This window comes from Microbacterium sp. NPDC057944, from assembly GCF_042887445.1.
Lineage (GTDB): Bacteria > Actinomycetota > Actinomycetes > Actinomycetales > Microbacteriaceae > Microbacterium > Microbacterium natoriense.
Window position 1 is genome coordinate 1,046,377 of the sequence record NZ_JBHVPJ010000002.1, and the last position, 21,378, is coordinate 1,067,754.

The 21,378-nt window shown below is 70.6% G+C and carries 11 protein-coding genes and 1 tRNA gene; 3 read left to right on the plus strand and 9 right to left on the minus strand.

The window, feature by feature from the left end; translation table 11 throughout:
* Positions 1 to 42: 42 nt before the first annotated feature.
* Positions 43 to 1,716 (minus strand): trypsin-like peptidase domain-containing protein, encoded by a 1,674-nt coding sequence (locus tag ACFVRO_RS14455; protein ID WP_386953462.1) that lies wholly within the window; start codon positions 1,714 to 1,716, stop codon positions 43 to 45.
* Positions 1,717 to 1,816: 100 nt separating this feature from the next.
* Between ACFVRO_RS14455 and ACFVRO_RS14460 the strand changes: the two genes are divergently transcribed.
* Positions 1,817 to 3,019 carry an aminotransferase class I/II-fold pyridoxal phosphate-dependent enzyme gene (locus tag ACFVRO_RS14460; protein WP_386953465.1) on the plus strand — a complete coding sequence of 401 codons (1,203 nt, stop codon included), beginning with the start codon at positions 1,817 to 1,819 and terminating at the stop codon, positions 3,017 to 3,019.
* Between the two features lies 1 nt (position 3,020).
* Here ACFVRO_RS14460 and ACFVRO_RS14465 read toward each other — a convergent pair whose 3' ends face one another.
* From ACFVRO_RS14465 to ACFVRO_RS14480, 4 genes are all read right to left on the minus strand, one after another.
* Positions 3,021 to 3,830 carry a carbon-nitrogen hydrolase family protein gene (locus ACFVRO_RS14465; RefSeq protein ID WP_386953468.1) on the minus strand — a complete coding sequence of 270 codons (810 nt, stop codon included), beginning with the start codon at positions 3,828 to 3,830 and terminating at the stop codon, positions 3,021 to 3,023.
* 88 nt (positions 3,831 to 3,918) lie between these two features.
* Positions 3,919 to 3,992 (minus strand) — tRNA-Met (locus ACFVRO_RS14470).
* Positions 3,993 to 4,108: 116 nt separating this feature from the next.
* Entirely contained in the window at positions 4,109 to 7,018 is a 2,910-nt protein-coding gene (locus ACFVRO_RS14475) for a UPF0182 family protein (protein ID WP_386953470.1), read from the minus strand.
* 74 nt (positions 7,019 to 7,092) lie between these two features.
* Positions 7,093 to 8,175, minus strand: coding sequence for a PDZ domain-containing protein (locus ACFVRO_RS14480; protein WP_386953473.1), 1,083 nt, complete (start codon positions 8,173 to 8,175; stop codon positions 7,093 to 7,095).
* A gap of 108 nt (positions 8,176 to 8,283) precedes the next feature.
* Between ACFVRO_RS14480 and ACFVRO_RS14485 the strand changes: the two genes are divergently transcribed.
* The gene (locus tag ACFVRO_RS14485) at positions 8,284 to 9,678 is read left to right on the plus strand and encodes a zinc-dependent metalloprotease (RefSeq protein ID WP_386953476.1); all 1,395 of its coding nucleotides are present in this window, start codon (positions 8,284 to 8,286) and stop codon (positions 9,676 to 9,678) included.
* 799 nt (positions 9,679 to 10,477) lie between these two features.
* Here the strand turns inward: ACFVRO_RS14485 and ACFVRO_RS14490 are convergent.
* Together ACFVRO_RS14490 and nudC are read right to left on the minus strand one after the other, a co-directional pair.
* Positions 10,478 to 12,199, minus strand: a complete 1,722-nt coding sequence (locus ACFVRO_RS14490) for an ATP-dependent helicase (protein WP_386953479.1) — start codon at positions 12,197 to 12,199, stop codon at positions 10,478 to 10,480.
* A complete protein-coding gene (nudC, locus tag ACFVRO_RS14495) occupies positions 12,196 to 13,077 on the minus strand; it encodes an NAD(+) diphosphatase (RefSeq protein WP_386953482.1) in 882 nt (293 codons plus the stop codon). The genes ACFVRO_RS14490 and nudC overlap by 4 nt, the downstream gene beginning before the upstream one ends.
* Positions 13,078 to 13,174: 97 nt before the next feature.
* Between nudC and ACFVRO_RS14500 the strand changes: the two genes are divergently transcribed.
* Positions 13,175 to 14,449: a phosphotransferase gene (locus ACFVRO_RS14500; RefSeq protein ID WP_386953485.1), complete on the plus strand. Its 1,275-nt coding sequence runs from the start codon at positions 13,175 to 13,177 to the stop codon at positions 14,447 to 14,449.
* Here the strand turns inward: ACFVRO_RS14500 and ACFVRO_RS14505 are convergent.
* Together ACFVRO_RS14505 and ACFVRO_RS14510 are read right to left on the minus strand one after the other, a co-directional pair.
* On the minus strand, positions 14,395 to 18,150 hold the full coding sequence (locus tag ACFVRO_RS14505; RefSeq protein ID WP_386953488.1) for a UvrD-helicase domain-containing protein: 3,756 nt from the start codon (positions 18,148 to 18,150) through the stop codon (positions 14,395 to 14,397). The two genes, ACFVRO_RS14500 and ACFVRO_RS14505, sit on opposite strands and share 55 nt — an antisense overlap.
* The gene (locus ACFVRO_RS14510) at positions 18,147 to 21,356 is read right to left on the minus strand and encodes an ATP-dependent helicase (RefSeq protein WP_386953491.1); all 3,210 of its coding nucleotides are present in this window, start codon (positions 21,354 to 21,356) and stop codon (positions 18,147 to 18,149) included. The genes ACFVRO_RS14505 and ACFVRO_RS14510 overlap by 4 nt, the downstream gene beginning before the upstream one ends.
* Positions 21,357 to 21,378: the final 22 nt, after the last annotated feature.

The window sequence follows — 21,378 nt, forward strand, 5'->3', positions numbered from 1 at the left end:
AGCCTATCGCGCGGGTGGCGTCCTTCTCTGTGAGGCGGGGTGCTACTTGGCGAGCGTGCCGAGCGTGACGTCGGCCTCGTACTCCTTGCCTCCGCGGACGTAGGTGACCTTCGCGTCACTGCCGGCCGCCGCGGCCCGCACCTGGGCGGTGAGGTCGCTCGCGTTCGTGATCGGCACGCCGTTGAACGCGGTGACGATGTCATCGGCCTTCAGCCCCGCGGCACCCGCGGCACCGCCGTCGGTGACCTCGGCGATGTAGGCGCCCGCCTGAGTGGAGCCCTCGACCGATGCCGCGTCACGGACCGACGCGCCGAGGAGTCCGTGGGTCGCACTGCCGTCCGCGATGATCTCCTTCGAGACGCGCTCGGCGATGTTCGACGGGATGGCGAAACCGATGCCGATGGAACCGGACTCCTCGGAGCTGCCGGAGCTCGCGATCGCCACGTTGATGCCGATCAGCTGACCCTTGCTGTTCACCAGCGCACCGCCCGAGTTGCCGTGGTTGATCGCGGCATCCGTCTGGATCACGGCGATCGAGATCGACTCCGACGTCTGCTGGTTGGTGTTGCCCGGCAGGTCGAACTGGAACGGGCTCGACTGGCCGTCCTGAGGCGTCTGCTGATCCTGCGGCGCATCCTGCGACGACGAGTCCGGCAGAGCCGAGGACGCGATCTGGATGCTACGGTTCAGCGCGCTGACGATGCCGGTCGTGACCGAGTTCGACAGCCCGAGCGGGGCGCCGAGCGCGACCGCGGTGTCTCCGACGTTGAGCTTCGACGAGTCGGCGAACGTGATGGGCGTGAGACCCTTCGCGTCCTTCAGCTTCACGACCGCGAGGTCGTAGATGGGGTCGGTGCCGACGACGGTGGCGTCGTAGATGCGGCCGTCCGATGTCGTGACCCTGATCGTCGGGTCGGCGACGGCCCCGCCCAGGGTGACCACGTGCGTGTTCGTCAGGACATAGCCGTCGTCGCTGATGATGACGCCGGAGCCGCTGCCGGCCTCCTTGGAGCCGGCGACCTCGATCGTGACCACGGAGGGCAGCGCCTCGGTGGCGACGGCCGTGGTCTCGTTGACGGATCCGGGGTTGTTCACCGTGACGGTCTGCGGTCCCTCGGCCGATCCGGTCGAGGGGGTGCTGCCGAGCCCGGTGAAGATCGCGCCGCCTCCGAAGCCGGCGACGCCTCCCACGAGCGCGGCGGCCACGACGATCGCCGCGAACTTCACGCCGCTGCGCGGCTTCTGGTCCTTGGTCTTGGCGGCTCCGGCGGGGTCGCCCGTCGTGAACGCCTGAGGGGCGACGAGCGGGACGGTCGGCTGGGTGCCGTCGTGGATGCCGAACGCGGCTCCGGGCGAGGTCGCCCCGATCTGCGGCTGCGCCTGCTGGCCGCCGTAGAACGGGGGGGCCGTGGATGCCGCGGGGGGGTAGGGTCCTGCCTGCGCCGGCTGGCCGAACGGGGTCGGGACCGACGCCGCAGGGACGACCGGGGCCGACGGAGCGACGGGAGCCGTCTGCGCCGAGGTGAACGTCGAGGGGACCTCGTGTCCCTGTGCGACGGGGGCCGCCGGGGCGTCCACGACGGGCGTGGAGGCGACAGCGGGCGTGTCAGCTGCGGCATCCGACGTCGAACGGTCGACGAACGGGGCGGCATCGGTGGTCGGCACGGCGTCGTTCGACGGGAGTGCCGGGTTGTCCTGGGTGTTGTCTTCGTTCATGGTGTCTGCTCCTTCAGCAACGCCCCTTCAGAGTGCCGCCCGTGTCTGTGCGTTTCTTATGTCGAAGGTGAGTTTCACCTATGGCCTTAGCCTGTTCTTCATGAGTGTCATTCCCGGCGCATGGAGGCGCACGGCAGCGGGCGCAGGACTGCTCGCATCCGACGGAGGCGTCGCGCCCACCATCTTCGCAGAGATGTCTGGACTCGCGGCGAGAACAGGGGCCATCAACCTGGGCCAGGGCTTCCCCGATGAGGACGGTCCCGCCGAGGTACTGGAGGCGGCGAGAGCCGCGATCGCGAACGGCGCCAACCAGTATCCGCCCGGTCGCGGCGTGCCCGATCTGCTCGCGGCGATCAGCGAGCACCAGGAGCGCTTCTACGGGCTTCACGTAGACCCCGCGACCGAGGTGATCGTGACGGCGGGCGCGACGGAGGCGCTCACCGCGACCCTCCTCGCCCTCATCGACGGTCCCGACGACGAGGTCGTCGTCTTCGAGCCGTACTACGACTCCTATGCGGCCGCTGCCGCCCTCGCCGGCGCGAAGCTCGTGACGGTGCCGCTGCGGGCGCCGGACTTCCAGCCCGATCGGGATCAGCTGGCCGCAGCCGTCTCGGATCGCACGCGGATCATCCTCGTGAACGACCCGCACAACCCCACTGGGGCGGTCTTCGGCCCCGACGTGCTCGCCGACATCGTGCGCCTGGCGCACCGGCACGACGCGGTCATCGTGACCGACGAGGTGTACGAGCATCTCTCGTTCCACTCCCCGCACACCCCGATCGCGACGCTGCCGGGAGCGGCAGAGCGCACCCTCACGATCTCCTCGGCGGGCAAGACCTTCTCGACGACGGGATGGAAGATCGGCTGGGTGCACGGCCCCGCCGCGCTCATCACGGCCGTCCTCACCGTCAAGCAGTACCTCACCTACGTGAACGGGTCGCCGTTCCAGCCCGCTGTGGCCGTCGGACTCCGTCTGCCCGACTCCTCCTTCGCCGACGCCGCGGCGACGCTCGAGCGCAAGCACGCGATCCTCGGCGACGGTCTTCGTGCGGCGGGCTTCACGGTGCACGCGCCGCAGGGAGGCTACTTCACGGTGGCCGACGCGACGGCGCTGGGGGGAACGGATGCCGCGGCGTTCTGCCGTGCGCTTCCGGAGCGGGCGGGAGTCGCCGCCATCCCCCTCTCCGCATTCGTCTCCGAGGGGCGCCGTGGGGACTACACGGGCCTGGTCCGCTTCGCCGCGTGCAAGCGGGTCGAGGTCCTGGAAGAGGCCGCGAGGCGGCTGTCTGCGCTCGACGCCTGAGTCAGCGCGGCACCACCCGGTAGCGCCGGACCCGCAGTGACGGGTTCGCCGCCCGCACGCGGTCGATGGCGGAGCGCTCCACCGGGGCGACCGCGATCCCCTCCACGACGCCGACGCCCGCGAGCACCACGCCCTGGGGATCGATGATCTGCGAGTGTCCGACGCCGATCGGCGCAGGGTGGTCGGCGGCGATCACGTAGGCGGTGTTCTCGATCGCCCTCGCCGCGAGCAGCGTCGTCCAATGGTGCTCCTTGAGCGGGCCGCGCACCCACTCCGCCGGGACCACGATCGCGTCGACGCCTGCGTCCATGAGCGTCCGAGCCACCTCGGGGAAGCGCAGGTCGTAGCAGGTCATCAGCCCGAAGCGGATGCCGGCGACCTCGAAGGTCGCCGCCTCCCCCACGTCGCCGGCCTCCACCCAATCCGACTCGGTCTGGCCGAAGGCATCGTAGAGATGCTGCTTGCGGTACGTCGCGAGGACGCCGTCTCCGCGGACCGCGACGACCGTGTTGCGCACTCGCCCCTCGTCCGATGCCCGTTCCGCGAAGCCCGCCACGATCACCACGCCGTGGTCTGCGGCGAGAGCGGTGAGCGTCGAGACGAACTCTCCGTCGAGCTGCTCCGCGTTCTCCGCCAGCGAGGTGTCCATCGGCTCGACGAAGTAGCCGGAGTACTCGGGGAACACGACCAGCGCCGCTCCGCGGCGCGCGGCGTCCGCCGTCATCCGTGCGATCCGCTCGAGATTCTCTTCACGGACGGCCGTGGGCGCGAACTGGCATACGGCGATGGGCACGGCTGCGGTCTCGGACATGCACCCATCCTCCCGCATCCCGGGCCGAACAGCCGGAAAAGGCGAAGGCCCCCTGATCAGATTTCCCTGATCAGGGGGCCTTCTCTTGTTGCGGGGACAGGATTTGAACCTGCGACCTCCGGGTTATGAGCCCGGCGAGCTACCGAACTGCTCCACCCCGCGGCACAAGGGATAGCCTAACACGGATTCTGAGGGTGCGCGAATCGAGGCCGCGAGCACTCCCCCGAGACGCGAATGGGCGCCCCTCGCGGAGCGCCCATTCGTTCATCGGATCGGTGTCACTTGCCCGTGTCGCCATCCAGGGCGAGCAGGGTGTTGACGGCATCCGTCAGCCTCTTGTCGGCCTCGGCGAACGCGGTGAGGTCGCCGGCCTTCAGCGCGGCCTCACGGTCGGCGAGGGCCTGAGCCGCTGCCGAGAGAGCCTCGGCCTCCGCGTCCGACGGAGGAGGCGTCGTTCCGCCCTCGGCGGGAGGAGTCGTACCCCCTTCCTCCGGAGTGGTCGGCGTGACCTGCCCGTCACCACCCGCCGCCCCGGCCTCGCCGCCGAACAGGGCATCCAGCGCCGCTGTCAGCGTGTCCTCGAAGGCGACGTTGCCGCCGAAGGCGACCAGCACCTTCCGGAGCTTCGGAACCTGGGTGTTGTCGGCAGACTGCACGTAGACCGGCTGCACGTACAGCAGGCCGCCTCCGACCGGCAGCGTCAGCAGGTTGCCGTACGCGACCTCCGACTTTCCGATCGTCAGGACGTTCAGCTTCTCGGCGACGACCGGGTCGGAGTCGAAGGTGTTCTGCACCTGGCCAGGACCGGGCACGGTGGTGTCGTCGGTGATCTCGAGCAATCGCAGAGTGCCGTAGCCGTCCGCCCTCTTGCCCTTGTCGCCGCCGGCATCCGAGTCGACCGCCAGATAGCCCATCAGCACGTCTCGCGAGCTGCTCGACCCCGAGGAGGCGGGGATGAACGTGGAGAACATCGAGAACCGCGGCGAATCCTGCCCCGGCATCTTCATGCTCAGGTAGTACGGCGGCTGGAGCATCTCCTTGCTCCGCGGGTCCTTCGGAGTCTGCCAGCGGTTGTCGAGCTGCGCGAAGGAGCCTGCATCGTCGATGTGGTAGATCCCGAGGATGTCGCGCTGCACCTTGAACAGATCGGTCGGGTAGCGCACGTGGCTCATCAGGTCGCCGGACATCTCGCTGATCGGCTTCAGCGTGGACGGGTAGACCTTCTGCCAGGTCTGCAGCACCGGATCGCTCTTGTCCCACGCGTAGAGAGTCACGTGACCGTCGTACGCGTCGACCGTGGCCTTGACCGAGTTGCGGATGTAGTTGATCTCGTCGATCGCCAGCGACGGCGTCGGCGTGCTCGAGTCCGCGATCGCCTTGGAGAGGCTCACGCTGGTCGAGTACGGGTACGACGCGCTGGTCGTGTAGCCGTCGACGATCCACACCACGCGACCGTCCACGACGCTCGGGTACGGGTCGCTGTCGAGCTCGAGGTAGGGGGCGACCTTCTGCACGCGGGTCTTCGGGTCGCGGTCGTAGAGGATCTGCGACTTGTCGTTGACGAGGTTCGAGAACAGGATCTGCTCGGACTGGAACTTCAGCGCGTACAGCAGCTTCGTGAACGTGGAGCCGATCGCCGGCCCCCCGTTGCCGTCGAAGGTCGTCGTCGTGTTGGCATCGCCCTCTGCGCCGCGCGGGTAGTCGATCTCGACCGGGTCGGTGCCCTTGGGCGCGCCGACGATCGAGTACTCCGGCGAGTTCTCGCCGAAGTAGATCCGCGGCTCGTACTTCTCCGAGTCGGTGAGGTCTCCCGAGGTGGGCATGCCGCGCTCGATGAACACCGGCTCCCCCGATGCGGTGCGCTGGTTTCCCGCCATCGCGAGCAGCCCGTAGCCGTGGGTGTACACCGCGACGCGGTTGTTCCAGGTGTCGCTGTCGCCGAGGTTCGCCATGTCGAGATCGCGGACGGCGACCACCGTGTCCTGGGCGACGCCGTTGACCTGGTACCGGTCGACGTCGAGCGTCTGCGGGAACTGGTAGTAGTCGCGCGCCTGGTCCTGCTGGCGGATGACGTCGTTGACGATCTTCGGGTCGATGATGCGGATGGAGGCGGTGGTGTCGGCGTCCTCGCGGAGCTGGCCGGCCTCGGCATCCGTCTTCGCGGTGAAGGGGGTCACCTCGACGTCCGCGACGCCGTAGGCCTCCTTCGTGCCGTCGATGTTGCGCTGGTAGAACTGCGACTGGTACGCGTTCTGGTTCGGCTTGACCTGGAAGGTCGTGACGATCCACGGGTATCCGACGCCCACGACGAGAGACGCGACGAGCAGCAGCGCGGTGCCGGCGAGCGGGAAGCGCCAGCGTCCGATGATGGCGGTGACGAAGAACAGCACGGACACCACGGCCGCGACCACCGCGAGGATGGCGAGTCCGGGGATCGTCGCGTTGACGCCCGTATAGGCCGCTCCGGTGATGCGGTCGTCAGGAGCGACGAGGGTCTTGTACCGGTCGAGCCAGAGGCTCGCCGCCTGCACGAGCAGGTAGAGGCCCGCGATGACGGCGAGCTGGATGCGCGCGGGCTTGGAGATGCGCAGCTCGCCCTGGCCGATGCGCACGGAGCCGTAGAGGTACGACACCAGCGCGGTGACCAGGAGGCAGAGCAGGAGGACAGCCGAGACGAACGCGAGGAGGATCGTGTAGAACGGCATCGCGAACATGTAGAAGCCGGTGTCGAGGCCGAACTGCGGGTCGACCGCGTCGGTCGCCACGCCGTTCGCCCACAGCCACACGGTCTTCCACTGGCTGGCGGCGGAGAAGCCGGCGAACAGGCCGAAGAAGATCGGCATGCCCCACATCGCGAGGCGGCGGAGCGGTTCGATGACCTCCTGGTAGCGGTCGAGCTGAGAGCTCAGCCGCACGTAGACCGGTCGCAGCCGGTAGGCGAGCTGGATCGCGACGAACAGGGGCGCCGCCATGCCCAGGAAGCCGATGACGAACATGAGCACGGTAGCGAACCACTGCGTCGTCAGCACGGTCGTGAATCCCAGCTGGTCGAACCAGAGGAACTCGGTGTACAGCGACGCGAAGACGAAGAAGCCCGCGATCAGCGCGGCGATGATCACCAGCGAGATCCCGACGATTCGTCGTGAGGTTCGAGGCGTGGCCGGATTCGGAGAAGAGGTCGAGGTCACCGTCCCATCCTAGGCATGCCTTACTATGCGGCGGCTCTCTGTCCGATCACGGAGAGGTCACGAGCACTGCGCGATCACTTCGTGCAGGTGGGCAGGGAGTCGACGTCTCCCCCGTCGGCGATGACCTCGAGAGCGCTCAGCGATTCCTCCAGCGTCGAGGTGCTGATCACGGTCAGCCCCGACGGCACGTGGCCCACCACGTCGGCGCAGTTCGACTCGGGGGCCAGGAAGTAGTCGGCGCCGGCATCCCGCGCTCCGTAGAGCTTCTGACGGATGCCGCCGATCGGACCGACCGTGCCGGCGGCGTCGATCGTGCCCGTGCCGGCGACGTCCTTGCCGCCGTTGAGTTCGCCGGGGGTGAGCGTGTCGATGATCCCGAGCGCGAACATCATTCCGGCGCTCGGCCCTCCGACGTTGTCGAGCTGGATCGTCACGTCGATCGGGAAGTGGTACTCGGTGCGCAGCGAGACGCCGATCAGCCAGGTCGTGACGTCGCCCTCGGTGTGCTTCTGCGGAGTGACCTCCACCTGCTTCTCCTCGCCGCCTCTGAGCACGGTCAAGGAGACGGGGGCACCGGCGGCGTCCTGCACGGCCTTGCGCAGCTGCGTGATCGAGGTCACCTCGACGCCGCCGATGGCGCTGATCACGTCGTCGGCCTCGAGCACTCCGTCGGCGGGCGAGTCCGCCGCGGGCTCGACCACGGTCACCTGCGCGCCCGTGTCGTAGCCCAGCTCGCCGAGAGCCGCTGCCGTCGCCTCGTGCTGCGAATCGACCATCATCGCGGAGTTGCGCTCATCGCGCTGCTCGGTCGTGACGCCCTCGGGGAAGACGGAGTCGAGGGGCACGACCGCGCGCGAGGAGTCCGACCAGGCGAGTGCGAGCTCGAACCAGCTGGGCGTGCGCTCACGGTTGCCGACGACCTGGACGGTCGTGAGGTCGAGGCTGCCGGCGGTCTCGAAGGTCTCCGCGCCCTTGACGCTGATGAGCGGCACCTTCTCGCCGTCGGCTCCTGCGGCGGTCCCCAGCGTGTTGTACACCGGGCCGGGTCGCTGGATCACGTACGGCGAGGGCAGGAACGTGAGCACGGCGAGGGAGAGCAGTGCGACGATCAGCGCCCATACGCCCAGTCCGAGCTTCACAGACCGGGTTCGATCCACAGCAATCCTCCGTCGTTCGCGAGCGGCGTACAGCGAACGGGACCGTGCACCTGTCTCGGTGACTAGCGTAGATCCCACGGCTATAGGCGTGCTGAGAGGGCGAGCGAGATGTCAGACAACGATCCGACCCCCGAGGACTTCCAGGAGTTCCTCCGAAGAATGATGTCCGGCCAGGGCGGTGGAGACATCGACCCTGAGGAACTGCGCAACGCCCTCGGCGGCATGGAGGGTCTTCAGCTCGACCCGGCGATGATGCAGACGATCATGTCCCAGCTGCAGGGCGCCTTCAACGGCGACCCCTGGGAGAACGCGCTGCGTCAGGCCCTGCACATCGCGAACCGCGACGGCCTCGGCATCACCGACGGCTCCCGCACGTCTCTCGTCGACTCGTTCGCCCTGGCGAACCTGTGGCTCGGCGAGGTCACGACGATCTCCGAGCTGTCGGAGGCCCCCAGGGCCATGACCCGCGGCGAGTGGGTCGAGGCGACCCTGCCCGTGTGGAAGGAGATCGCCGACCCCGTGTCGACGAGCATCGCCGATGCGCTGACCGGCGCCCTCGACACCCAGGTCCCCGAGGAGATGCGCGGCATCGTGCAGGGCGCGGGAAAGCTCATGCGGGGTCTCGGCGGCTCGGTGTTCGCCGCGCAGTTCGGTCAGGTGCTGGGCAACCTGTCGCTCGAGGTCGTCTCCGGAGGGGACGTCGGCATCCCCGTGCTCCCTGCGGGGACGGCGGCGGTCATCCCGCAGAACCTCACCGCCTTCGGCGAGGGCCTGGAGATCCCCGAGGATCAGATCGCCCTGTACCTCGCCACGCGCGAGCTCGCCTACGCCCGCCTGTACCGGCACGCGAAGTGGCTGCACCTGCACGTCATGGCGCAGATCACCGATTTCGCCCGCGGAGTGTCCGTCGACATGGACGCCCTCGAAGACGTCGCCAGCCGCCTGGACCCGTCCAACCCCGAGGAGCTGCGGGCCGCCATCGAGGGCGGCGCACTGCTGCCCGCGCAGACGGAGGCGCAGCGCGAGGCTCTGGCCCGCCTGGAGAACCTCGTGGCGACGATCGACGGATGGGTCGACGTCGTCACGGCGCAGGCGACCTCACGGCTGCCCGACGGTGCGCGCATCGCCGAGGCGGCGCGGCGTCGTCGCGCGGTGGGCGGTCCCGCCGAGGACGCTCTCGGCGCCCTGGTCGGACTCAAGCTCCGTCCGCGCCGCCTTCGCGAGGCCTCCGCCATGTGGCAGGCGGTGACGGATGCCGTCGGAACGGCCGCCCGCGATGCGCTGTGGGACTACCCGGATCTCATGCCCACCGCCGAGGACATCGACGACCCGAGCGCCCTCGTGTCACGACTGCAGGCGCTCGCCCGCGGCGAGCAGCCAGAGGCCGACGAGTTCGACGAGGCGCTCGCACGCCTCCTCGACGGCGATGACTTCTCCGGCAGCGATCCGGATGCCGGTGCGGAAGACGACGAGCCCGGCCCCGGGGACGAACGACCCGTCTGACCGCCGGCGGATGCCTCCGCCACCCTCCACGGACGAGTTGTCCACCGATGAGTCCGGCCCGCCCCACGGCGGCGCCGGACTCTTCAGAATCGGGGCATGCCTCCGCTGACCTCGAAGACGATCACCCGCCTCGACCCCGCGCTGCCGCTGCTGTGGCGCGACGGGGAGACCCTGCAGTTCGGCGTCGACGGGGAAATCAGGGTGCGGGTCGACGCACCCTGGGTCGAGCTGCTTCTCGCGCGTATGGCGAACGGCTTCCGGCGCGTGTCGTTCGACGTCATCGCCCACGGTGCCGGTGCTCCCCACCGGCAGGCCAGAGCACTGCTGGCGCGGGTGGAACCGCTGCTCGTCGACGAGGAGGTCTCGTACCGAGCGGCCTGGGTCGAGAGCATCGATCACGTCGACGGACGCTCCGAGTACCGGATGAGGGAGGCTCTCGCCGACGAGGGCATCTCCCTGGGGCGCCGCGAGAGCCGTGAGGATGTCGGCGTGATCCTCGTGCAGGGTGCCGCCGCTGCGCTCCAGTTCGCCCGCTACCTGCGCGAGGACACGACGCACCTGCCGGTCGCGTTCGAGCGCGGCAGGACGACGGTGGGGCCCCTCGTGATCCCTGGACGGTCGGCCTGCTTGGCCTGCCGAGACGGCCACGAGCGCGATCGCGACCCCGCGTGGCCGCGGCTGCACACCCAGCTGATCGGTCGCGGCGCCGGCCCGATCTCCGCCGCACGTGTCGCGGAGGCCGCGACGCTGGCCGCCCGCCTGCTCTCCGACGCGGCGGAGGTGGGGACGTACGCGGAGGTCAGCGCGACGCGCGGCCGGTCGTGGCGCTCGGTGTCGTTTCACGAAGATTGCCGGTGCCGCGTGCCGTCGTCCCGATCTCCGCGAGGAACCTCGAGGGAGCCCGTTCACCTCGGCCGGCCGAGCGAGACCAGGACAGCGAGAGCGTTCGCGCGGCCCGCGTGACGCCGACGTACGCGAGTCGGCGCTCCTCGTCGATCGCCTCGAAGCCCGTCGCATACGAGATCGGCAGCGATCCCTCGGCCCAGCCCGCGAGGTGCACGTGGGGCCATTCGAGGCCCTTCGCGGCGTGCAGGGTCGACAGCGTCACCGTGCGCATGGTCGGCTCGTGCTGATCCTTGGCCCTGGCCATCAGCGCGTCGCTGAACCCGCGCAGCGTCGCGTCGGGGCCCGCCTCTTCCGCAAGACGGAGGATCGCACGCCTGGCCTCCCAGCCGTCGCGCTGCGCACCGCCCGCTGCGGGCGGCTCCTCCGTGAGGCCGAGCTCGCGCAGCACCCGCTGCACCCCGGCGAGGAAGGAGTGCTCGGTCGGGGCCACAGCGGCAGCACGGAGGGCGAGGATCGCCTGACGCACCTCGGGCATGTTGAAGAAGCGGGTGCCGCCGAGCACGCTCGTCGCGATGCCCTCCGCGGCGAGCGCCTGCTGGAGCACGGCGGACTGCGCGTGTGCGCGGTAGAGCACAGCGATGTCGGCAGGGGAAGCCCCCGCCTCGATCCGCGCGGAGATCGCCGCGGCGATGCCTGCCGCCTCCTCCCCCTCCGTGTCGAAGGCCGTGACCGTCGGCGGATCCGCGCTGAAAGAATCGCGCGCGGGGACCAGCTCGAGTGCGCCAGGACGCCCGTGCATGAGGGCGTTGGCGGCTTCGAGGATGGGCGCCTGCGATCGGTAGTTCGTCTCCAGGCGCACGACGGTGGCATCGGGATGACGGCGCTCGAACTCCAGGAGGAACCGCTGCTCGGCGCCAGCGAACGAGTAGATCGTCTGGCTCGCGTCGCCGACGACGCAGATGTCGCGCCGGTCTCCGAGCCACAGCTCCAGCAGCCGGTTCTGCAAGGGCGACACGTCCTGGTACTCGTCGACGGTGAAGTGCCGGTACTGCTCGTGCACGGACGCTGCGACCCGCGGCTCGGCCTCGAGCATCCCCGCACAGGCGAGGAGCACGTCCTCGAAGTCGAGCTGGTGACGTTCGTCCTTCAGCGTCTCGTAGGCCCGTTGCAGCTCGACCAGCTGCGTGGCGTCGACGCCGCTCACCGTGCGGCCGAGCGCGGCATGCTGGTCGATCGAGAGCATCGAGACCTTGCGCCACTCGATCTCCGACGCGATGTCCCTGAGCGTCGCCGTGCTGGGGCGCAGCCGCATGGCGTCGGCCGCCTGTCCGAGCATCCGGACCTTGTTGTCGATGATGCCCGGCGCGGGCGCTCCGGCGAGCGTGGGCCAGAAGAAGTTGAGCTGCGCGAGCGCGGCGGCGTGGAAGGTGCGCGCCGCGACGCCCTCGACGCCGAGGGCCCGCAGTCGGCCTCGCAGCTCGCCGGCGGCCTTCGCGGTGAAGGTCACGGCCATCACCCGCGAGGGCGAGTAGGCCCCGGTGTCGACGCCGTGCGCGATGCGGTGCGTGATCACGCGGGTCTTTCCCGTGCCGGCCCCGGCGAGCACCGCGACAGGGCCCCGCAGGACGGATGCCGCCTGCCTCTGCCGTTCGTCGAGTGCCTCCAGCGCGCTCACGCGCGCTCCTCGTACCAGGCGATGATCAGCGCGCGGGCGATGGAGGCCGGCCCCGGCAGGCCGACCGGCCCCTCTCCGGCGAGCGCGGAGCCGATCTCTGCGCGGGAGAACCAGCGCACGTCGATGATCTCCTCGCCGTCTGGACGTGCCGCGCTCTCGTCCACCACGACGGCGCGGAAGCCCAGCATGAGAGAACGAGGGAACGGCCACGGCTGCGAGGAGACGTAGCGCAGCGACGACAGCCGCACGCCGGACTCCTCCTCGATCTCCCGATGAACGGTGGACTCCAGCGACTCCCCCGCCTCGGTGAACCCCGCGAAGCAGGAGTACATGCGTCCGGCCCAGTTGGCGTTGGCGCCCAGCAGCAGCCGCTCGCCGTCAGCGCTCTCGACGGCGACGATCACGGCCGGATCGGTGCGCGGGAAGTGCTCGCGTCCGCACTGCAGGCACCGGCGGGACCAGCCAGCCTGACGCAGCTCGGTGCCTCCACCGCACGCGGGGCAGAAGGGCGCGTCGCGCAGCCATCCGCCGAGGGCGAGCGCCTCGATGAGGAGTTCGGTGTCGTCGGCGCCGAGTCTCGCACCGAGATCGCGGAGTCCCAGCCAGGTCTCGTCCGGCGCCGCGTCGATCGTGTCGGCCTCAGGCCCGAGAGCCGCGAGCAGGATGGCGGCGCCCTCAGAGCTGCGCCCCAGGAGAGCCCAGGTCGCATCCGCGATCGCCGACGGCGCGACGAGGAGCAGACCGTCGCGCTCGACGCGCACCCGCCCCTCACGCACGGCGACCACCCGGTTCGTCTCGTCCGCACGCAGTCTCTCGATGACGTCCGGCTCCGCGCGGAGATCGGCTGCGCGGTCGATGGGCGTGTGCGGAATGGTCATCGACTCCCTCTCTCACGGGCGTGGCGGGGGCGGAACAGCCCCTGAGCCGACCTACCCTGGGGGTATGGGACGCTCTCCTTTCACTCTAGCCGCGGCAGTGACGGCCGCACTGCCCGGAGCGGAGGTGACGGGCGCACGCGCTCTGACCGCCGATGGCGACGGACGGTTCGACTCCGCGGTCGCCTCGCTGCGCGACGGACGCGAGCTCGCGATCCGAGTCGCCGACGACGACGAGGCCGCGACGGAGCTGGCCGCCGAAGCCCTCGCGCTGCGCGCGCTGACCACCGGCGCCCGCGCGATGCTGCCGTTCCGCGCCCCCGAGTACATCGGCGAGACCCGTCTCGACGATGCCAGGGCGCTGGTGACCGAACTCCTCCCGGGTTTCCAGATCGAAGCAGCGCACGTCCCCGCCGGGCGCGGCGCTGCGGAGTCGATGGGCGCCGCGATCGCCGCTGTGCACGCCATGCCGACCTCGGTCGTGCGCGGCGCTGGACTCCTCACCCGCACCTCTCAGGAGAGCCGCGACGAGATCGAGCGGCTCGTCGATGCGGCGGCGGCGACCGGCCGTGTACCCGCGCGGCTGACGGTCCGCTGGCGTGAGGCTGTCGCCGACGACGATCTCTGGCGCTTCGAGTCCACCGTGACCCTCGGCGGCGTGCAGTCCACCTCCTTCCTCTTCGACGACGATGCGGAACGGGGACCCGAGGTCTCCGGCATCGTGGGGTGGCATGCCCTGTCCGTCGGAGACCCCGCCGTCGACCTGGCATGGCTCTCGACGGCGCCGGATGCCGCGGCCGATGTGCAGGCCGCCTACGCCCGCGCGGCCGACCGGACGCCGGATGCCGCACTGGAGGTCAGAGGGCGACTGCTCGCAGAGCTGGAGTTCGCCCGCTGGCTCGTGCACGGCGACTCCCTGCGACGCCCCGACATCGTCGACGACGCGGCCGCCCTTCTCGAGGCCCTGGCCGACGGCCTGCACGCCGATGACCTCACGGTGATCACGGCCCGCAACGAGGGCGTCGACTCCGCCATGGACGCGCTGGACCGCGTGCCCGAGAGCACGGTCGCCGCGGTCGACACCTCGATGCAGACCGATGCCTACAACCCCGACGAGCTCTGGCGCGATGAGGACCTCGACTCCGAGACATCGGAGGCCGCGCACCGTGCCGAGGTCGGCAGCCTGGAGACCGAGGACCTCTCCGCCGTGCGTTCGGTCTCGGCGCAGCCGGAGGACGAAGGACGAACCTCCACCGCCCCGCACGACACCGAAGTGCAGGGTGAGCGCGCCGCGACCGAGGCCGAGCCAGAGGACGAGGCTCAGCGTGCTGCGCGCGCCGCACTCCAGCGCTGGAAGAGCTCCGACTCCGAGTAGACGCGGTCGCCCCTGATCACCAGGTCGTCCGCCACGTAGTAGAGCGCGACGTCGATCTCCTCCAGAGGCACGCCGAATCGGCGATGGTAGGCCAGCCGGTACAGGGCGAGCTGCAGCATCCGCTCCTCGCGCTCCTCCGCCGTGCGCGGCGCCTTGCCCGTCTTCCAGTCGACGATCTCGATGCGGCCTCCGCGATCCTCGCGCCGGTACACCGCGTCCAGCTTGCAGATGACAATATGTCGTGGTTCCGTCGTGGGCGCCGAGCCCGAACCGGCGTCCGAGCGCTCACTGCTCCGCACACCCGACACACCTCGTGGTTCCGTCGTGGGCGCCGAGCCCGAACCGGCGTCCGAGCGCTCACTGCTCCGCACACCCGACGCACCTCGTGGTTCTGTCGTGGGCGCCGAGCCCGAACCGGCATCCGAGCGCTCACTGCTCCGCACACCCGACACACCACGTGGTTCTGTCGTGGGCGCCGAGCCCGAACCGGCATCCGAGCGCTCACTGCTCCGCACACCCGACACACCACGTGGTTCCGTCGAGGGCGCCGAGCCCGAACCGGCGCCCGAGCCCAGGGTGAAGTCGATCTCGATCTCGACGGCGATGGGCTGCAGCGCACCCCACTCGCTGCGTTCGAAGGTCTCCTGCAACGCCGTCAGATCGGCGGCATCCGCTGACGACACGTCTCCGGGCCCCGCCGCGGCATCGTCCTCATCCAGCTCCCAGAGCGCCTCGTCGACCCGCGTGCCGATCCCGACCAGCTCGCTCCGATGCTCGACCCACGCATGGAACAGGGTGCCGAGACGCGTCTGCCGGTACGGCCGTTCGGGCATCGGTCTGACGATCGACGACAGCGTACCCCCGAAGTCCGTCACGTAGTCCTTGAACTTCGACGCCGGCACGCGCGTCGGCGGCGCGGCATCCGTTCCCCGCAGTCGAGCGGCACGCTCCGCGAGCAGCCGCGCCAGTTCGGGCGTCGGCTCCGGGTCGCTCCCCGCGGCCGCGTGCACCGCGGTCGACGCGGCCTCGACGACCGGCCTCCTCGCCCCGAGAGGATCCAGCGGCCACGTGAGGGTGGCGCCCGGACCGTCGTACGGGTTGTCCTCCGGGTCGACGGGCTCGACCGGATCCGTTCCGAGCACCTGCATGGCCTCGAGCAGGTACGGGCTCGGATCACGCGGCTTCTTCTGCCCCGCCCAGTGCGCACCACTGAGCAGCAGATCGGTGCGCGCGCGGGTGACCGCCACGTAGGCGAGACGCCGTTCCTCCTGCTGCTGGTAGTCGCGGTACGCCGCCTTGAACACCGTGAGCGCTCCGGGGGCGTTCTTGCTGGCGCTGGTGAGCGAGGCGACGCCCGCCTTGAGCCTCTTCGCCGGGTCGTCCTCGCCGGCGACGGCCTCGTCCGGATCCCAGGTGAAGCGCGGCAGTGCGTCACGGTCGCCGCGCAGCGCGAACGGAACGACCCCGAAGCCGAACCACCCCGAAGTGTCGGTCGGCCGGCTGGGCAGCTCGTCGGCGACCAGCCGCACGACCGCGACGGCATCCCACTCCAGCCCCTTGGAGCCGTGGATCGTGAGCAGCTGCACCACACCGGGTTCCGGCGGCTCCGGCCGCGGCATCAGCTCGTCCGTGCTCTCGGCCTTGTCCAGCCAGGCCAGCAGGCTCCCGATGGTCCCCCGCTCGTCGGCCGCGAGGAACGCCCGCACCTCGTCGGCGAAGGCGCGCAGCTGCGTCGCCGCGACTCGAGCCGGTCCTCTGGTCTCGTTCGCGGCGAGCTCGATGTCGAGCCGCAGCTCGAGCTCGATGAGTCTGATCAACTCGGAGATCGGCTGCGATGACGCCCGGCGCAGCCGCTCGAGCATCTCCCCCGCCGCCCGGATACGTGAGCGGCCCTCGGCGCTGATGCCGTCCAGCATCCGGTAGTCGTCACGCACGGCCCGTACGACGTCGACCGCGTCGATGATCGAGATCGCCTCGTCGGCGCCGCGCGATGAGCGCAGACGGATGCGGACCTCCTCCGGGAGCGGCCCCATCGCGGTGTCGGTCTCGGAGAGACGGCGGCCGAGGTCGTAGAGGGCGGCCATGTCGGCGACGCCGACGCCGAACCGCGGCCCGGTGAGCAGGCGGATCAGCGCCGACCCCGCGGTCGGGTCGTGCACCACGCGAAGGGTCGAGACGACATCGACGACCTCGGGGGTCGAGAGCAGACCGCCGAGCCCGAGGATGCGATGCGGGATGCCGCGCGCCGCGAGAGCCGCGGCGAAGGTCTGCATGTGCTTCTTCGAGCGGAACAGGATCGCCCCGGTGTGCGGACGTCCGGCGGCATCCTGATCGTGCGCGGCCCGGCGGACGGCGAACCACGCGGCGACGTCGTCCGCCTCGCCGTCGACCGTGAACGCGAAGCGCACCTCGGCCCTGCCGTCTCCGGCGCCGGGCCGAGGGTCGAGCGGCGGGACGTCGAGCCCCGGGCGCTGCAGCGGCACCAGCACCTCGTTGGCGATGTCGAGGATCCGTCTGTCGTTGCGCCAGCTCGTCATCAGACTGTAGGTCTGCGCGCCGTGACCGCCGGAGAAGGCCCCGGAGAACGCGTACAGGTTGTCGGCGCTGGCGCCGCGCCATCCGTAGATCGACTGGTGCGGATCGCCCACCGCCATGACGGCGGAGTCCCGGAACAGCTCGGCGAGGAATCTGGTCTGGATCACCGAGGTGTCCTGATACTCGTCGAGCAGGACGACGCGGTGCTGCTCGCGGAGCTCCTCTCGCACGTCGGGCGCCGACTCGACGATGTCGTACGCGCCGCCGACCTGATCGGCGAAGTCCAGCACGCCGCGGCGCTCCTTCTCGGCGATGTAGTCGCGCACCAGACTGGCGAGCGTCGACAGGCTGAGCAGATTGGCCGTGGCCTTCCCGATGACGTCGTTGCTCGTGTAGGGCTCGAACGCACGGGCCTGTGCGACCGCGATGCGCACGGCCTCGTCGAGATCGACCCGATGATCGAGAACGTCGCCGGCGAGGCGCTGGACGGCGTCGATCACGGTGCCGACGGCGAACTCGATCTCCTCGAGCTCGGCCAGGTCGCTGCGCAGCACGACCTCGCGCGCCAGCATCCAGGATGCCGCCTGGCTGAGCATCGCGACGTCGGAGTCCCGACCGATGCGCGCGGCGTGCTCGCGCACGATGCCGTCGGCGAAGGCGTTGTACGTCGACACGCGAGGGCGGATCATCAGCTCCTCGGCCGTGCGCGGGGCGGCGGTGTCCCACCCCGTGCCGTACGACTCCGCGAGCTCGTCGAGCACGTGCCGGCGCACGAGCTCGCGCTGGCGACCAGCGACCGCCTCGTCGACGCGGCGGAGCGCGCCCGATGAGACGATCTCGGGGAGATGGGGCAGGAGACCCCGACGACCGTACTCGTCGATCACCGCGAGCCTGACGCCGATCCGCTCGGCGAGCTCTCCTGCCGCCTTGCGCGTGAACGTCAGCCCGAGGATCTCATCCCGGCGCACGTGACCGTTCGCGACGAGCCAGACGACGCGCCCCGACATGGTCTCGGTCTTGCCGCTGCCCGCGCCGGCGACGACGAGCGCGGGAGCGGGCGGCGCCTCGATCACGCGCTGCTGCGCAGCGGTGGGCGGTGGCTGCCCGAGCGCCGCGGCGATGTCGGTGGCGGAGAGGCCGAGGGTTCCGGGCCAGGTCGGGGTCATGCGCTCACCGCCGGAACGGTGTGGATGCGGCAGGGCTTGACCCTGTTGCCCTGTGTGTCGGCGCAGTGCGCTTCGACCTGAGCCGTGAAACTCGACGCGGACATGCCACGCGCGGCCTCGGACACCCGCAGGAGGAACGCCTCTCGTCCCTCGTCGTCGAGGGTGTGCTGATGCGCGATGCGGTAGTCGCTCTTGGCCAGCGTCTTCGACACGATGACGAGTCGCGCTCCGGCGAGCGCCGTGGGGTCGGCCCCGTCGATGAGGCCCTGTTGCACCGCGATCTGATAGGCCGCGAGCTGGGCGTGGGCGAGCACTCCGGAGTCGGACTCCGGGTCGTTCTTGCCGGTCTTGAGGTCGACGACGACCACCCTCTCCTTCTCCGCAGCCGCGGTGATCGGCTCCGAACCGCGCCCTCGGGCATGACCGTGGTCTCCGGAGCCGACGGGGTACGCCTCGACCCTGTCGATGAAGCCGTGGATGATCGCCTGCCCGCTCCGGTCCTCCCCAACCTCGTGCACGGCGTGCTCGTCGTCGACGTCGACGGCGAAGCGGAACTCCACCTCGCTCGCGATCGCCCGACCGCCGTCGGCGCGCACGTCGCCGAGATAGGCGTGCAGGCGATCCACGAGAAGATCGGCGCGTCTGCGCTCCTTGCGTCCGATCCACTCGGTCTCGAAGTCGAGCTCCGGCCAGTGCTCCTCCACGATCGCGCGCATCCGCTCGAGGTCTCCGTCCGGCACCTTTTCCATCGCCTCGTGCACGATCGTGCCGATTCCGGCCGTGGGGGGCATCACCGTGTCTCCGCCGAGCGCCGAGACCACCCAGTTCACGCCGCATTCCTCGAACGACTCCATCTTCGACGGCGACACCTTCGCCCCGTCGACGGCGAGATCCCGCAGCGGCGCGTCGGTCGTCGGCGGCGTCACCCCGTACCAGTCGGAGGGGTCTGCGCCGGGCACGCCCTCACGCGCCAGCACGGCGAGCTGCGCAGCGGCCTCGGCTCTCGCAGCGGGAGAGGACGAGGTCGTGAGGATCCGGCGATGACGCGCGACCAGTCCGCGAAGGGTGAGCGGATGCTCCGCCGACGCGTGCAGCTCCGGCGGATCGGGCTTCGGCAGGAACCCGAAGAAAGGGCTCGGCGTCAGGTCGTCGTCGTCGACCGCGGTGATCAGCAGCCGCGTGCGCGCTCGCGACACCGCGCGCACGAACAGCCTCAGCTCGTCGTGCAGGGCCGCACGCCGCCGATCGAGGACGCCAGGCTCGGGGACGACCACTCCGTCGCGCACCGCGGAGAGCGCATCGGCCAGCCGCCAGGTCTGCAGCATCCCTCCGCGCAGCCGCACGTTGGGCCAGATGCCGTCCTGCACACCGGCGACGACGACGGCGTCGAACTCGGTTCCCAGCGCCGTCGCGGGAGTCAGCAGCGTGACGCGACCCGGACGGTCGGGGCTCGACAGCGAGTCCTCAGGCACCTCGCTGTCGAGGATGTCGCGCACGAAGACGTCGGGCTTCTCGTTCGGCGTGCGCTCGACGAACCTCTTGGCCGCATCGAAGAGCGAGACCAGCGCGTCGAGCGCCCGCGCCGTCTCCGCCCCGGACGCCTGCAGCGCCATCTCCCGCCACGCGACCTGCAGACGCCGACCGTCGACGGCGCGTGCCTGGTCCCAGATCCGCCACAGCAGGTCATGGATCGTCTCGCCCCGCTCGGCCGCCGCCGACACCGCGGCGATCGTCTCCGCGAACCGCGAGGCGGTGCGCGACTCGGCCGCATCGATGAGGGTGAAGTGCGCGGGCGCGGCGAACGCCTGGCGCAGGAGCTCGCGCGCCGGAGTGGATCCGCCCTGTTCGAGTTCGATGTGCCGCAGCCGCGCACGCAGGCGACGGAGGCCGATGGCGTCCATCCCGCCGAACGGCGTGCGCAGCGCCTCCTCCAGCATCTGCGGAGTGCGCGCCTCGACGGGCGTGAGGGCGAGCCGCACCGCCTCGACGATGTCGCGCACGATGCTCTCGCTGCCCAGCGGACGCTGCACGCCGGCCGCTCTGGTCGGGATCTCACGCGCGGCGAGCTCGCCCTCGAGGGTCGTCACCTGACGGGTGTCGTGCGCGATGACCGCCATCCTGTCCCAGGGGATGCCGCCTGCGAGGTGCCAGTCGCGCATCACCCCGGCGATCCTGTCGAGCTCCTCGTAGGGCGACGGGGCGATGAACGTGCTCACCGCCTCGGTCGTCTCGTCCGCGCCGACGGGAGCGGGCGCGCGGCGGTGATCCACCCGGCCGGAGGCGCCGATGGCCTGCGTGACCGTGCGGGTCAGCGCGGTGAGCGCCGGCGCCTGCCGGTGCGGACCGTCGAGCACGTGCACGTCGCCCAGTGCGCCGGCGAGCCGAGCGAAGAGCTCGGGGCTGGCGCCCCGGAATGCGCCGGAGGAGATGTCGGGATCGCCGAACGCGAGCACGGCGATGTCCCTGCCTCGGAGCGCCTGGACGACGGCCACCCCGCCGCGGGTGAGCTCCTGCGCGTCGTCGATCAGCACCGCTCGCAGCGATGCGAGGGGGCCGAGGGTCACCGCGTCGGCGGTCCGCAGGATCTCCCCCGCCTCCGCGAGGAGGTCGGCGGCGTCGCGGTGGGCGGCCCTGGCGGCGTCGAGCACCGTGCGGTACTCCACGAGGAAGTCCGCCACGGCCGCCCAGGTCGGATCTCCGGCCGTTCTGAGCTCGTCCGGTGACGCGCCCATCTCGACGCACTCCGCGATGAGCGCGCGCAGCTCGGAGCGGAAGCCCTTCGACGCCCGCACCGACGGGCTGAGGGCGTCGGGCCACGAGATGTGCCCGTCCTCCTCGTCTCCGGCGAGCAGTTCGGCGATGAGCCGGTCCTGGTCGGCGCCCGTGAGCAGCGCCGGGGGCTCCTCGCCCGCCCTGACCATCGCCCCGCGAACGAGCTGGAACGCGAAGGATCCGAGCGACCGGGCCAGAGGACCCGGCGTGGCCTGGCCGATGCGCACCCCGATGCGGTCGCGGAGCGCGGTGGCCGCCTGACGACTCGGCGTGAGGACCAGCACCTCCTCCGGCCGCATCCCCTCGACGTCGAGCAGGTGCACGACGCGGTCGACGAGGGTGCGGGTCTTTCCCGTGCCGGGGGCGCCGATGATCACACCGGACGCCGCCGCAGCAGCGGCGACGACGGCTCGCTGCGCGGCATCCTGAGTCACGGATTCCACGCTACTGGGATGT